This is a genomic window from Streptomyces sp. NPDC000594 (assembly GCF_040299965.1).
Classification (GTDB): Bacteria; Actinomycetota; Actinomycetes; order Streptomycetales; family Streptomycetaceae; genus Streptomyces.
Window position 1 is genome coordinate 1 of the sequence record NZ_JBEPCY010000029.1, and the last position, 13,206, is coordinate 13,206.

Annotated in this window: 10 protein-coding genes; 3 read left to right on the forward strand and 7 right to left on the reverse strand. The window is 73.0% G+C overall.

Features of this window, described 5'->3' with window-relative positions; translation table 11 throughout:
- Positions 1-133: 133 nt before the first annotated feature.
- Both ABT354_RS28915 and ABT354_RS28920 read right to left on the reverse strand, forming a co-directional pair.
- Positions 134-1,042 carry a glycoside hydrolase family 19 protein gene (locus ABT354_RS28915; protein ID WP_351499085.1) on the reverse strand — a complete coding sequence of 303 codons (909 nt, stop codon included), beginning with the start codon at positions 1,040-1,042 and terminating at the stop codon, positions 134-136.
- Between the two features lie 212 nt (positions 1,043-1,254).
- On the reverse strand, positions 1,255-2,157 hold the full coding sequence (locus tag ABT354_RS28920; protein ID WP_351499087.1) for an NAD(P)-dependent oxidoreductase: 903 nt from the start codon (positions 2,155-2,157) through the stop codon (positions 1,255-1,257).
- A 190-nt stretch (positions 2,158-2,347) separates the two neighbouring features.
- On the opposite strand from ABT354_RS28920, the gene ABT354_RS28925 reads away from it, so the two are divergent.
- Entirely contained in the window at positions 2,348-2,623 is a 276-nt protein-coding gene (locus tag ABT354_RS28925) for a DUF1876 domain-containing protein (RefSeq protein WP_351499089.1), read from the forward strand.
- A 150-nt stretch (positions 2,624-2,773) separates the two neighbouring features.
- Here ABT354_RS28925 and argS read toward each other — a convergent pair whose 3' ends face one another.
- Complete coding sequence (gene argS / locus ABT354_RS28930) at positions 2,774-4,543, reverse strand: arginine--tRNA ligase (RefSeq protein ID WP_351499091.1); 1,770 nt, start codon at positions 4,541-4,543, stop codon at positions 2,774-2,776.
- Between the two features lie 177 nt (positions 4,544-4,720).
- Here argS and lysS point away from each other — a divergent pair, with 177 nt between their 5' ends.
- Positions 4,721-6,466, forward strand: a complete 1,746-nt coding sequence (gene lysS, locus ABT354_RS28935) for a lysine--tRNA ligase (RefSeq protein ID WP_351499248.1) — start codon at positions 4,721-4,723, stop codon at positions 6,464-6,466.
- 242 nt (positions 6,467-6,708) lie between these two features.
- Positions 6,709-8,340 carry a hypothetical protein gene (locus tag ABT354_RS28940; RefSeq protein ID WP_351499093.1) on the forward strand — a complete coding sequence of 544 codons (1,632 nt, stop codon included), beginning with the start codon at positions 6,709-6,711 and terminating at the stop codon, positions 8,338-8,340.
- Between the two features lie 17 nt (positions 8,341-8,357).
- On the opposite strand, the gene ABT354_RS28945 is transcribed toward ABT354_RS28940, so the two are convergent.
- The 4 genes from ABT354_RS28945 to ABT354_RS28960 all read right to left on the reverse strand — a co-directional run bounded on the left by ABT354_RS28945 (position 8,358) and on the right by ABT354_RS28960 (position 13,189).
- Positions 8,358-9,533, reverse strand: a complete 1,176-nt coding sequence (locus tag ABT354_RS28945; protein ID WP_351499095.1) for an alanine racemase — start codon at positions 9,531-9,533, stop codon at positions 8,358-8,360.
- Between the two features lie 9 nt (positions 9,534-9,542).
- Positions 9,543-10,703, reverse strand: coding sequence for an aminotransferase class V-fold PLP-dependent enzyme (locus tag ABT354_RS28950; protein WP_351499097.1), 1,161 nt, complete (start codon positions 10,701-10,703; stop codon positions 9,543-9,545).
- Positions 10,700-11,731 carry a phosphotriesterase family protein gene (locus ABT354_RS28955; RefSeq protein ID WP_351499099.1) on the reverse strand — a complete coding sequence of 344 codons (1,032 nt, stop codon included), beginning with the start codon at positions 11,729-11,731 and terminating at the stop codon, positions 10,700-10,702. Before ABT354_RS28955 ends, ABT354_RS28950 begins: the two co-directional genes overlap by 4 nt.
- A gap of 105 nt (positions 11,732-11,836) precedes the next feature.
- Positions 11,837-13,189, reverse strand: a complete 1,353-nt coding sequence (locus ABT354_RS28960; RefSeq protein ID WP_351499250.1) for a YhfT family protein — start codon at positions 13,187-13,189, stop codon at positions 11,837-11,839.
- Positions 13,190-13,206: the final 17 nt, after the last annotated feature.

The following is a 13,206-nucleotide window of genomic DNA, read 5'->3' on the forward strand; positions in this document are numbered from 1 at the left end:
GGGGGGCGGGGTTACTTTCATGTTTTTCACCTCTCCTTTTTTCCTCCACCCCCCTCTAATGGCGGGGGTGTGGGCGGCGTAACTTGAGAGGGGGGCGGGGGCCACCCCCCCGCCCCGCCTGGTTCCGCCGTGCTCAGCAGTACAGATTGGCGCCGGTCGGGACGCCCAGGATCTGGGCGAAACGGGTGTAGTTGTTCACCCGGCTCTGCACCTGGGCGGGGTTGCCGCCGTTGCACTCCAGGGAGCCGTTGATGGAGCGGATCGTCTGGCCGAAGCCCGAGCCGTTCACCATCGCGGCATGGCCGGTCATGGTGCCCGGACCGGTCTGGGTGTTCCAGTACCAGAGACCGGTCTTCCAGGCGACCGCCGGGTCGGTCTGGACCCGTGAGGGGTTGTTCAGCAGATCGATGCCCAAGTGGTCACCGGCCGCCTTGTAGTTGAAGTTCCAGCTGAGCTGGATGGGGCCGCGGCCGTAGTACGCGGCCTGCCCGGCCGGGCAGCCATAGGGCTGGGTACGGTCGCAGTAGTGCGGGTAGTTGGCCTGGTTCTGCTCCACGATGTGGACCAGTCCGCCGGTCTCATGGCTGACGTTGGCGAGGAAGGCCGCGGCCTCCTGCTTCCGTACGGTGTCGCTCCCGGTCTTCGCGAAGGCCGGGAAGGCGCTCAGGGCGTCGGTCAGCCCCCGGTAGGTGTAGAAACCGTTCCGGCTCGGGAACATCTGGTTGAACTGGGTCTCGTTCACCACGAATCCGGACGGGCCGGGGCCGGGGCCCGGGTTGCCGCCGCTACAGGTGTGCGGGTTCCAGTACCAGTGGCTGACCACCGGGTCATAGCCCGGGTTGGCGTGCTCGGCGATGTAGTAGTTGCCGTCGGTGTAGCGGACGATATTGCCCGGTACGTAGTTGGTCCCCTGTCGCCAGGAGGGGGCGGTGGTGCACTCGTCCGCCGCTGCCGGGGAGGCTGTCGGGATCAGGCTCGCCACCGCGAGACCGACCGCCGCGAGCAGGCCGGTGAGGGTGGAGGTCAGGCGTTTGCTCAGCACGATGGCTCCTTCGTGCGTCAACGGCCAGGCCCGGGACTGCCGGTTGGGGTCCGGGTGGGGTTCGCGGGCGTGCCGTGGTGGTGGGGGTTCCACTACTGAACCCTGTTGACGTGGTCCAGTCAAGGTCTGGACCAATCCGAAGGGTGTGCGGTAAGTGAACGTCTCCGTACGGGAGTTGACACGGACACCCGGGGCCGCAGCGGCCCCGGGGTTCACTTGGCGATCATGTCGGCCAGCCGGGAGAGGCCGTCCGCGCCGTGCCCCTGGTCGACCGCACGGTCCAGCATTCCCTGGAGATGGTCGAAGAATCCGGTGTCCAGCCCCCGGGCCCGGTAGGTGGCGGTGAAGTTGGCCAACGCGGCCTGGTTGACCAGCAGACTGGAGACATCGGTCAGATGCTCGCCGGAGTCCACGGCCCGCGCGTCCTCCGCCACCCCCTGGAGCATCGCCCCCATCCACTCGCTCAGCGGAGCCGCCAGCTCGCCGGCCGGGATGCCCTCCGCCCGGACGAGGGCGAAGGCATGGCTCACCCCGACGACCATTCCGTACATCCCGGTCAGCAGCGCCAGATCGTGCACGGCGGCGAGGCCCGGGTCCGTCCCCGTGAAGCGGGTCCCGCCGAAGGCGGCGAGCACCGGCCGGTGGGTCGTGAACGCCTCCTCGTCGCCGCTGTAGAAGACATAGGCGTACGGGCCGCCGATCATCGGGGGCACCGCCATGATCCCGCCGTCGACATAGCGCGCACCGTGCCGCACGGCCCAGGCGGACAGCTCACGCGCCTGCTCCGGGGTCCCATTGGTCAGATTCACCAGGGTCCGGCCCGCCACCCCGGCGCCCAGGGTGTCGAACACATCCTGGACGGCGGTGTTGTCGGTGAGGCAGAGGATCACCAGCTCGGCGGCGGCGACCGCGTCCGCCGGGGTGGTCGCGGGAAGGGCGCCCCGGGCGGCGAGCGGGCCGGTCCTGGCGTGGGTGCGGTTCCAGACCGTGACCCGGTGGCCCGCCCCCAGCAGGGCACCGGCGAGCGCCGTACCCATCAGGCCGAGACCCAGCACGGAGACGGAGACGGAAGCGGGGGAGGGGGAGGGGGCGGCGGGTGTGGCGGGCGCGGGCATGCGAAGGCTCCTCGAAGGGTTTCCCGGGGTGTGTGTCCATCCTCCCGAGCCACTGAGGCGCGTACAAGTACCGACTATTAAGTCAGGTACTCACCAAAAAGTAAGTATGAGAGTGGTGATCAGGGGACGGCGGGCGCACCCTGGAGACATGACCACGGACGCGCCGCTGTCCCGCTGGAGGTGATCCGTCATGCAGACGCTCGTCGGTTGGCACATCGATCTGGAATTCCGTGAGGAGGAGGACCATCAGCACACCCGGGCCGCCGCACTGGTCAGGCTCGCGGACGGTACGGAGATACGGGGCCATGGCACCGCCCTGCGGCACCCCAGCGACCCCGAGCAGCTCCGTGTCGGCGAGGAGATCGCGGGCGCGCGGGCGCTGATGGACATCGCCTCCCAGCTGCTCCAGAAGGCGCACGTCGAGATCGACGAGGTGTCCGGACGTACCTCCCACGCCATCGTCTGAGAGACCTCGTCCGAGAGACCGTGCCGCTGTCCGGATCCGGCGCGGTACGTACGAGGGCCCGCGACCGGGATGCGGTCGCGGGCCCTCGTACGGTACGGATCAGTGGCCGTGACGGGTCGGTCGCCGTGACGGATCGGCGGCCGGTACGGGTCAGAGGCGCTCGGGCGTCCGGATCCCCAGCAGGGCCATCCCCTGGTGCAGCGTCCGCGCCGTCAGATCGATCAGGAAGAGGCGGTTCTCCACCACCTCGGCCGGGTTCTCCGCGCTGAGCACCTGGCACTGGTCGTAGAACTTCGTCAGATGCGAGGCCAGCTGGTAGAGGTAGGCGGCCAGCTTGTGCGGCTCGTACGCGGCGGCCACCTCGGCCACCGTCTCCGCGAACCGGTCCAGATGCAGCCCCAGCGCCCGCTCGGCCGGCTCCAGCGCCAGCTCCGGGTGGGCCTTCGGACCGACCTCGCCCGCCCTGCGCTTGATCGACTGGATCCGGGCATAGGCGTACTGGAGGTAGACCGAGGTGTCGCCGTTGAGCGAGACCATCTGGTCCAGGTCGAAGCGGTAGTCCCGGGTGGCCGAGGTGGACAGGTCGGCGTACTTGATCGCGCCGATGCCCACCTGCTCACCGCGCTCGGCGATCTCCGCCTCGGTCAGCTGGCCCCGGGTGTCCTTCTCCCGGACCACACCGGTGGCGTGCCGCACGGCCTCGTCCAGCAGGTCGACCAGGCGCACGGTCTCGCCCTCACGGGTCTTGAACGGCTTGCCGTCCGCGCCCAGGACCGTACCGAAGGCCAGCTGGACCGCCTGGACGCCGTCCTTCAGCCAGCCGGCCCGCCGGGCGGTCTCGAAGACCATCCGGAAGTGCAGCGACTGCCGGGCGTCCACCACATAGAGCAGGGTGTCGGCGCCCAGGGTCTGCACCCGGTCGCGGATGGCGGAGAGGTCGGTCGCCGCGTAGCCGTAGCCGCCGTTCGACTTCCGCACGATCAGCGGGACGGGGTTGCCGTCCGGGCCCTTGATGTCGTCGAAGAAGACGCAGAGCGCGCCCTCGGAGCGGACGGCGACACCGGACTCCTCCAGGAGCCGGCAGGTCTCGTCCAGCATGTCGTTGTACCCGGACTCGCCGACGATGTCGGGGTCGCGGATCTCCATGTCCAGCTTGTCGAAGACCGAGTAGAAGTAGATCTTCGACTCGTCCACGAACCGCTGCCACAGGGCACGGGTCTCCGGGTCGCCCGCCTGGAGGGCCACCACCCGGTCCCGGGCCCGCGCCTTGAACTCCTCGTCGGAGTCGAAGAGCGCCCGCGACGCCTTGTAGAGGCGGTTCAGCGAGGACATCGCCTCCTCGCCGGAGACCTCGTCGCCCGACGAGTGGTCCAGCTCGTGCGGGTGCTCGATCAGATACTGGATGAGCATGCCGAACTGGGTGCCCCAGTCGCCGATGTGGTGCCGCCGGATCACCTTCTCGCCGGTGAACTCCAGGATCTCGGTCATCGCCGCGCCGATCACCGCCGACCGCAGATGGCCGACGTGCATCTCCTTGGCGACATTCGGCTGGGCGTAGTCGATCACCGTGGTGCCCGGCGTCTCCTGGAGCGGCACACCGAGCCGGTCGTCGGCGGCGCGCGCGGCCAGGGTCCTCAGGATCGCCCCGTCCGTGAGGGTGATGTTGAGGAAGCCGGGTCCGGATACCTCGATCTCCCGCAGCAGATCGTTGGCGGGGATCGCCTCGACCACCCGGGTCGCCAGCTCGCGGGGGTTGCCCTTGACCTTCTTGGCCAGCGCCAGGATGCCATTGGCCTGGAAGTCGGCCCGGTCGCTCCGTCGGAGCAGCGGGTCGGCGGAGCCGGCGTCCGGCAGGGCTGCCGTCAGGGCGTCCGAGAGGCGCTGCTGCACTTCCGAGGCGAGTGAGGGGACCGAGGTCATGGGATCCGTTCCTGGGGTGGAGGCCAGTGTGTGGTTGTCAAGTGTCCCACGGTGGAGTGGCGGGCCGGACCCGCATTTCGCCCGCGCCCCGGGCGCCGGGCGGGGCGGCGCGCGTCCGGTGGCCGGGCGGCCCTGAAACCCCTCGCGCCGTCTGGGAGAATGGGTGTTCCGCCGATGATGAGGAAGAAGGACGTGCCGATCGTGGCTCAGAGCAGCACCGAGACCGACTGGGTCTCCCGTTTCGCGGACGAGGTCATTGCGGAATCGGAGCGGCGTGCGCCTGGGAAACCGGTCGTGGTCGCCTCCGGTCTCTCCCCCTCGGGCCCCATCCACCTGGGCAATCTCCGTGAGGTCATGACCCCGCACCTGGTCGCGGACGAGATCCGCCGCCGGGGGCACGAGGTCCGTCATCTGATCTCCTGGGACGACTACGACCGGTACCGCAAGGTGCCGGCCGGGATCGACGGGGTCGACGAGAGCTGGGCCGCGCACATCGGCCGCCCGCTGACCTCGGTGCCCGCCCCCAAGGGCTCCGCCCACGCCAACTGGGCCGAGCACTTCAAGGCGGCGATGACCGACGCCCTGGCCGAGCTGGGTGTGGAGTACGACGGGATCAGCCAGACCGAGCAGTACACCTCGGGCGCCTACCGCGAGCAGATCCTGCACGCGATGAAGCACCGGGGCGACATCGACGCGATCCTGGGCCAGTACCGCACCAAGAAGAAGCCGCCGCAGAAGCAGCAGCAGAAGCCGGTCGACGCCGCCGAGCTGGAGGCGGCCGAGGGCTCCGGCGCCGCCGCCGAGGACGACGGCACCGGCACCTCGGGGTACTTCCCGTACAAGCCGTACTGCGGTGGCTGCGGCAAGGACCTCACCACCGTCACGGCCTACGACGACGCGACCACCGAGCTGGCGTACACCTGCGCGGAGTGCGGCTTCGCGGAGACCGTCCGGCTCTCCGGGTTCAACCGCGGCAAGCTGGTCTGGAAGGTCGACTGGCCGATGCGCTGGGCGTACGAGGGCGTGATCTTCGAGCCCAGCGGTGTCGACCACTCGTCCCCCGGCTCCTCCTTCCAGGTCGGCGGGGAGATCGTCGGGATCTTCGGCGGTGAGCAGCCCATCGGCCCGATGTACGCCTTCGTGGGCATCAGCGGGATGGCGAAGATGTCGTCCTCCAAGGGCGGGGTGCCCACACCGGGCGACGCGCTGAGGATCATGGAGGCGCCGCTGCTGCGCTGGCTGTACGCGCGGCGCCGGCCCAACCAGGCGTTCAAGATCGCCTTCGACCAGGAGATCCAGCGGCTGTACGACGAGTGGGACAAGCTGGCCGCGAAGGTGGCCGACGGCTCGGTGCTGCCCGCCGACGCCGCCGCCCACTCCCGCGCGGTCCGTACCGCCGCCGGTGAGCTGCCCGCGACCCCGCGCCCGCTGCCGTACCGCACGCTCGCCTCGGTCGCCGACATCACCGCCGGGCACGACGAGCAGACCCTCCGCATCCTCGGTGAACTGGACCCGGCCAATCCGCTGGACTCGCTGGACGAGGTCCGGCCCCGGCTGGACCGGGCCGAGTACTGGATCACCAGCCAGGTCCCGGCGGACGCCCGTACGATCGTGCGCTCCGAGCCCGACCGGGAGCTGCTGGACTCGCTGGACGACGAGGGCCGCCGCTCGCTGGAGCTGCTGCTCGACGGTCTGGACTCGCACTGGTCGCTGGACGGGCTGACCACGCTGGTCTACGGCGTGCCCAAGGTGATGGCCGGTCTGGAGCCGGACGCCAAGCCGACGCCGGAGCTGAAGGTGGCGCAGCGGACGTTCTTCGCGCTGCTCTACCGGCTGCTGGTGACCCGGGAGACCGGGCCCCGGCTGCCCACGCTGCTGCTGGCGGTGGGGGCGGACCGGGTGCGGACGCTGCTCGGCGCGTAGCCGGTACATACCGGGCGAAGGGGCCGGGCGCTCTCCTCAGGGAGGGCGCCCGGCCCTTTTGTGTCTCCTCGCCGATGACCGCCGATGACCGCCGATGACCGCCGATGAGGTGCCCTCCGGGCGGGACACGCGGCGGGCCGAGTTGTAGGCATATGCACGGATATATCCGTTCTGCGTGATCCACTGTGGTCGTCTTATCCGATCGGTGTGGGACCTCCGGGTCCCCAGGTGAAGGAGACGGCGTGCGGACATCGCGCGGACTGGGCGTCCTCGCCCTCTTGCTGCTTCCGGCCGCCACCCTGCTCAGCGGCCCCCCGGCGGCCGGTGCCGGGACGGACCCCGCCACCGGGGGCCGGGAGCCCGCGGTACGGCGGCTGCCGCTCGCGGACGGGGAGTTCGGGCTCACCCCCACCGACCTCCGGGCCACCGCCGACGAACTGGGCCGGACCCGGCTCACCCGCCGGGCGGGCCTCGCCGAGGTGCTGGGCACCGAGATGCTCACCGACTCCCGGGGCCGCCCCGACAGCCGGCTCGGGCTGCGCCGGATGCGCGGCTGCGCGGGCCGGGAGCGGCTGGCCCTGCCGCCGGTCACCCAGCGCACCGCCTGGTGCTGGGACTCCGCCCAGCGCGACGACACCACCATGGAGTGGCTGCCGCAGGGGCTGAGCACCACCGGGACGGCGGACAGCGCCGACGGCGCCATCCAGAACCGCTCCGCCATCGCGGTCGCCTGGCACTACGAGAACCCCGGACGGACCGCCGCCGGCTGCCGGACCCACAATCTCCTCCGGCTGAGCCTCATCGACCACACCACCCGCCGCTACCGCCATGTCCTGCTGGTCGAGCCGAAACCGGCCGCCACCCGCGGGCGGGGCCGGACGGCGGACGGGGCCACCGGTCCCGGCTTCGACTTCGTCACCGGCCACGGCGGCGGGATCGTCTGGTACGGCAACCACCTCTATGTCACCGACACCGTCAACGGGCTGCGCGTCTTCGACCTCGGGCGGATGGCCAGGGTCGACACCTATGGCTCCGGGGTCGACACCTATGGCGTCGGAGCCGACGGCCGCACCAGCGCCTGTGGCTACGCCCATGTCGTGCCCCAGGTCCTCTCCTACCGGCAGAGCGTGCCGGTGCCGCCGGGCGGCTGCGGGGCCAAGGGCGTGGCGGGCCGTCCCGCCGCCCGCTCCCTCTGCTTCTCCTGGCTCTCCCTCGACCGGACCGGGCCCGGCGCGGGCGCCACCGGCCCCGGCGGCAAGGGCGGCACGGGCGGACCCGGGAGCGGCCCGTACCGGCTCGTCGTCGGCGAGTGGTACGGAGCGGTGCGCGGCGGCCGGGTGGTCCGCTACCGCTTCAACCCCATGACCGCCCCGGACGCCCCCGGGCTGCTCGCCCTGCGCGACGGCCGGACCGTGGTCGAGGACGCGTACAGCGCCGTCCGCTACACCGGGCTCCAGGGCGGGATGACCTGGACGGACCCCCGGGGCATGCTCAACTTCGCCTTCCACAAGGGGTGCGAGACCCTGCCGAACATCTTCGCCCGCACCTGGCTGGGCGACACCCGTCCCACCCTCACCACCAACTGTCAGACCCGGGACGCCAGCCCGGACGGCATCCTGCCCCGGGGCAACTGGGCCGCCGGGACCGTCCAGGCGCTCAGCCACTGGCCCCGGCGCGGCGGGCTGCGCGTCGACGAACTCTGGGGGCTGACCGAGAAGGTCTGCCCGCCCCTGACGGAGCTGAGCGGCGACCCCCGCCGGGTCCCCCTCGACCCGCGCGACGCCTGCGCCGGGCGGTACGACAACCGCCCGCTCTCCCTCCGGACCGTCTTCGCCGTCGACTTCCTCGACCCCCAGGTCCAGGGCCGCCACTGACCCCTCGGGGGGACGGGTCACAGGGGCGTGCCCCGGGAGTCGTAGAGCCCGGTGAGCCGGCCCGGACCGGTGGAGAGGCCGCCGATGACGGCGACCGTGGAGCGGGTGACGAACATCTGGGTACGGAAGGCCAGCAGCGCGGTGTCGCCGGTGCGGACGGCGCCCGGCCGCGGTGGGGCGGCCAGCAGCCGGTAGTAGTCGATCCACCCGGCGGGCGCCCGCTCCACCGGCAGCCGGAGCCCGGTCCGGGGGAGCAGCGCCGAGCGGGCCCGGCCCCGGGCGTAGAAGCCGCCGCCGAAGAGCGCGGGCCGCCCGTCGGCCAGGGTGTGCGCCACCTCGGTGACATAGACATACGCCGGGATCTCCGGCTGCCCGGGGTCGGTGGCGTGCGGGGGCGTCGTGCCGGTCAGGGCGTGGCCGGGCTCCCCATGGGTCGCCCCGGCGGCGGCCAGCAGCGGCAGGGTCGCCGTACAGGTCATCCCGGGGGCGCTGAACAGGGGCCGCGGGGTGCCGCGCGCGGCCAGGGCCGTCACGGCGGTACGGGCCGCCGCCAGCGCCCCGGTGGTCTCCGGGCGCCCGGAGACCGGGTCGGGGCGCAGACAGGGGAAGGCGGTGACCCCCGCGAGCCGTACCCCGGGGAGCCGTTCGACGGTGTCGGCGAAGGCCGGGAGGGCGTCCGGCGGAACCCCGCCCTCCTGGCCGGGGAACCCCTCGCCGGGCGGGCTCTCCAGCCGTACCAGCAGGTCCTGGACGCGGCCGGGGTCCCCGGCCGAACGGGTCATGGCACGGGCCACCGCGCGGGCGCCCGCCGCGTCGTACACGGTGATCGCGGTGGGCCGCCGGGCGAGTACCCGGGGCAGCTCCCGTACCGGGATCTGGACGAGATGCCCGAGGTTCCCCGGCCGGGCCCCGGCCGCGTCCAGGGTCCGGGCCTCGGCGGCGTCGATCGCCGCGTACCGGGGGATGTGCCGGGCGACCGCCCGGACCAGCTCGGGGTTGCGGCCGAACTGCTTGGCCACGAACCACAGGGTCAGACCGTGGCGCCGGGCCCCGGCGGCGAGCAGCTCCGCGTTGGCCTCGACCGCGTCCAGGTCCAGGACATAGGTGTCGGGCGGGATCCCGCCCGCCCGGTGCAGCCGGGCCGCCGCGTCGAGGAGCGCGGGGTTGCGGGCGGTGAGCGCGGCGAGGAACACCGGGCCCCCTCAGCCCCGCCGGCCGGGCGCGTCCAGGTCGGCGAGCGCCCGGCCCAGCAGCTCCACCACCAGATCGGCGCCCGCCCGCATCGGATTGACCCGTACCGTCCAGTCGGCGAGGGCGGGGGAGTCCTCCAGACAGGACCCGGAGAGCCGGTACACCAGCGGGGTGATCTCGTACCGGGAGTTCGCCCCGACCGGGTGCGGCGCCGCGCCGAAGCGGGCCGCGGCGGCGGGCAGCTCCCGGGCGAGCGGGCGCGCCAGCCGGACCAGCAGACAGCGGTCCTGGGCGTTGGCGACGGCCACCTCGGCGATCCCGGGCACCTCCCCGGCGGCGAGCCGGTCGGCGGCCTCCTGGACCACCTGGGACTGGATGGACCACATCACCGGTACGTGGGTCAGCGCGCGCAGCGCGTCCAGCGCCTGGTGGCCCTGGACCTGGCCGCCGCCGGAGTAGTTGTCGGCCCGGACCCGGGCGACGAGATCGCGGGCGCCGACGACCACCCCGACGCCCTCCGGCCCGTGCAGCTTGAAGAGGGAGAAACAGGACGCGTCGGCGCCCAGCTCCACCCCGCAGGCGGGCACCCGCAGCGCCGCGTAGTTGTCGTCCACGACGGTGCGCACCCCGGCGGCCCGGCAGGCGGCGACGGTGGCGCCGATGTCGTACGCGTCGCCGAGCCGCTGCCGGGTGTGCTGGATGTACGCCCAGCGCACCGATGGCAGGGCGGCCGACAGCGCCTCCGGGTCGTTGTAGTCCGCCGCCACGGTCCGTACCGCCATCCCGGTGAGGGTGGTCCGGGTGGTGGGGTAGAGCGGGGCCCGGTGCACCAGCAGCCCGCCGGGGGCGCCCGGGGGGATGTCCGCCGCGTGCAGCGCCGCCCGGATGGCGCCGGTCCCCGCGCCCTGGACCAGGGCCGCGTCCTCGGCGCCGAAGAAGTCGGCGAGCACCGCCTCGACCCGGGCGGTGGCCCGGGGCCTGCCGGGCCCGGGGACCACTCCGGCATCGGCCGTGAACAGCTGGGGCCCCTCGAAGTGCGCGGCGGTGCATTCGAGCAGCCGGAACTGGCGGGCGACGGCGTCCTGGAGCGGAACGGTGGGCAGCGGATGCGTCCGGGGCAGCGCCGGGGGCACGGCGGCCCCGGTGGTCGCGGCGGTCGCGGTGGGGGTCATGGGCCGTCCTTCGGGGCGGATGGGGCGGACAAGGCGGAGGGGGCGGGGCCGGGCCGGCGCGGGCCCGGGTCCGCGCCGGTGAGCAGGCGCAGCGGGTTGCGGCGGGTCAGCAGGTCGATCAGCTCGTCGTCGGCCCCGGCGGCGCGCAGCCGGGGGAGGAAGGAGCGGAAGAGATGTCCGTACCCCGGTCCGCCCTCGCACCACAGATAGCGGTGGCGGGAGATGTCGCAGCTGAGGAGCGCGCGTTCGGCGTGTCCCGCCTCCAGGAGCGCGAGCAGCAGCCGCAGCCGGGTGGTGTCGCTCTGGTAGCCCTCCTTGCCGACGGTGTCGAAGGCGATGTACGCGCCCTCCGCCGCGAGCGTGCGATGGACGGCGGGCCGGTCGAGGAGGTCCTGGTGGCCGATGCCGACCCGGTCGGGGGGCAGCCCCTCGCGGGTGAGCAGGGCGAGCTGGGCGGGGCCGCCCCGGCCGAGGTGGGCGTGGGTGGCGACGGCCAGCCCGGTGGCGAGGGCGGCCCGGGCGGCGGCGCGCAGCACCCGGGCCTCGGGTTCGCTCGGGGTGTCGCCGTGGCTGCCGACCTCGCCGATGATCCCGGGGAGCGGTCCTGCCCTGTCCTTCGCCCCGAGTCCGGTGGTGATCTCCCGTACCAGGGTCTCGGTGAGCCGTTCCACCCCGCTGCCGGCGACCTCGGGGGTGTGGAAGGGCTCCTGGTACCAGCCGGTGGCGGCGGTCACGGCGACCCCGCTGGCGCGCGAGATCCGTACCAGGGCCGCCGGGTCCCGGCCCATGCCCCGGCAGGTCAGCTCGATGACCAGGCCGAGTCCGTACTCCTCGCGCAGCGCGGCGAGTTCGGCGGCGACGGCGGGCGCGTGCCGGTCGCCGAGGACGGCGGCGCCCTCGCCCGTACGGTCCAGGTCGAGGGCGAGATGCTCATGGGCGAGGACCGGCCCGGTGAGGGAGCGGAGGGGGAGGGGGCCGGTGACGGTGGTGACGGTGGGGCTGTGGGGTTCGGTGAGGTCGGCTTTCACGGCGGCTCCGGTGGCGCTGCGGGGGCCGGTACGGGTGTCGGTACGGGCGGGTGTGCGGCGGTGCGGGCTTTTCTTGCGGTACGGGTCGGTATGCGGCGGTACGGGTCAGGCGGCGGCGGGTGGGGCGAACAGGTCGAGCCAGTGCAGCAGGTTGAGGAGGACCCCGCCCGCGATGACCGCGACGGGTGCCGCCGCCATCCGTACCAGGGGCCGTCCCGTCGCCTCGTTCAGCAGATAGAGCCCGCCCACGATGAGGATCCCCAGCCCGCCGCCCATCGCGTTCGCGGCCATCAGCGAGCCGAAGAGGATGGCGAGCAGCAGGGTCTCGGTGATCGCCGCGCGCAGATGCTCCGAGGAGTCCCGGACCGAGGGCAGCCGCCCCAGCAGCCGGCCGATCGCCGAGAGGGCCAGCACCTCGGCGGTGAGGACGGCCGCCCCGGCGCCCGCCGCGAGCAGCGGCCCCGGCATCAGATAGCCCAGCGGATAGACGAAGGTGAGGCCCGCGATGCCATAGGCGCCGGAGGCGAGGGCGGTGGTGGCGATCAGCGGCAGAAAGCCGAAGGCCCGGTAGAAGTCGACCTGGGCGGCCTCGGTGTGCTCGCCCCGGGCGATCAGAAAGCTGGTGGCCTCGCCGCCGCCGAAGGCATGGCTCTGGGCGAGGACGGCGACCCCCGCGCCGAGCAGCGCCAGCAGCGGGAGGGAGCGGCGCAGCCGGGTGGCGCCGACGGCGAAGAGGGAGGCCAGGGGGGAGTCCCCGGACCCGTCCGCCCCCGGTGGCCCGGCGGCGGGGCGGTGGCGCAGATCCCGGGCGAGGGCGAGACCGATGAGCAGCAGCACCCCCGCCGCCATGGCGAGCGCCCCGGCGAACATCCCGGGCCAGATCTTCAGGGTCGCCACCACCAGGGAGAGTTCCAGGACCCCGGCGGCGGCGCCCCAGGCCCGGCCGAACTGGCGCACGATCGCCAGCACCGGGAAGAGGGTGAAGAGGAAGAGGATCGGTGTGGACATCTGCTGCATCGCGGTGAGGAAGTCCACCGGGAGCCGCTGGGCGAGGTCGTTGGCCCCGCCCAGACCGAAGACGACCACCGCGCCCCAGGCGGCGCCCAGCAGCAGGGCGAGGGCCCGCCCGGGGGCGAGCAGCCCGAGGACATCGGTGGGGAGGAAGAGCAGCCAGGGGTTGAGCACCCCGGTGGTGAGGGCCATGGGCGCCCCGAGGCCGAAGACAAAGCCCGCGGAGAGGCCGAAGGCGACGGCGGCGGTGGCGGCGCGGGTGCTCCGCCCCTGGACGAAGTCGAGCAGGAAGGGGCGTACCCCGTCGTTGAAGACGGCGAGCGCCAGATGGGAGACCAGGGCGGTCAGGGCGCACAGGGAGATCACCGTCCACTGCTGGGCGGCGGTGAAGTCCAGCCCGGCGGCGGGCGGCGCGGCGGGTGACGCGGTGACGAGGGGGAGGTACACGGGGTACACGGGGTCAC

What these genes read in the sequence shown, in the direction of transcription:
- ABT354_RS28925 (WP_351499089.1), top strand. Translation starts at nt 2,348, where the DNA reads ATGCAGACGCTCGTCGGTTGGCACATCGATCTGGAATTCCGTGAGGAG.
- argS (WP_351499091.1), bottom strand. Translation starts at nt 4,543, where the DNA reads ATGACCTCGGTCCCCTCACTCGCCTCGGAAGTGCAGCAGCGCCTCTCG.
- ABT354_RS28920 (WP_351499087.1), bottom strand. Translation starts at nt 2,157, where the DNA reads ATGCCCGCGCCCGCCACACCCGCCGCCCCCTCCCCCTCCCCCGCTTCC.
- lysS (WP_351499248.1), top strand. Translation starts at nt 4,721, where the DNA reads ATGAGGAAGAAGGACGTGCCGATCGTGGCTCAGAGCAGCACCGAGACC.
- ABT354_RS28950 (WP_351499097.1), bottom strand. Translation starts at nt 10,703, where the DNA reads ATGACCCCCACCGCGACCGCCGCGACCACCGGGGCCGCCGTGCCCCCG.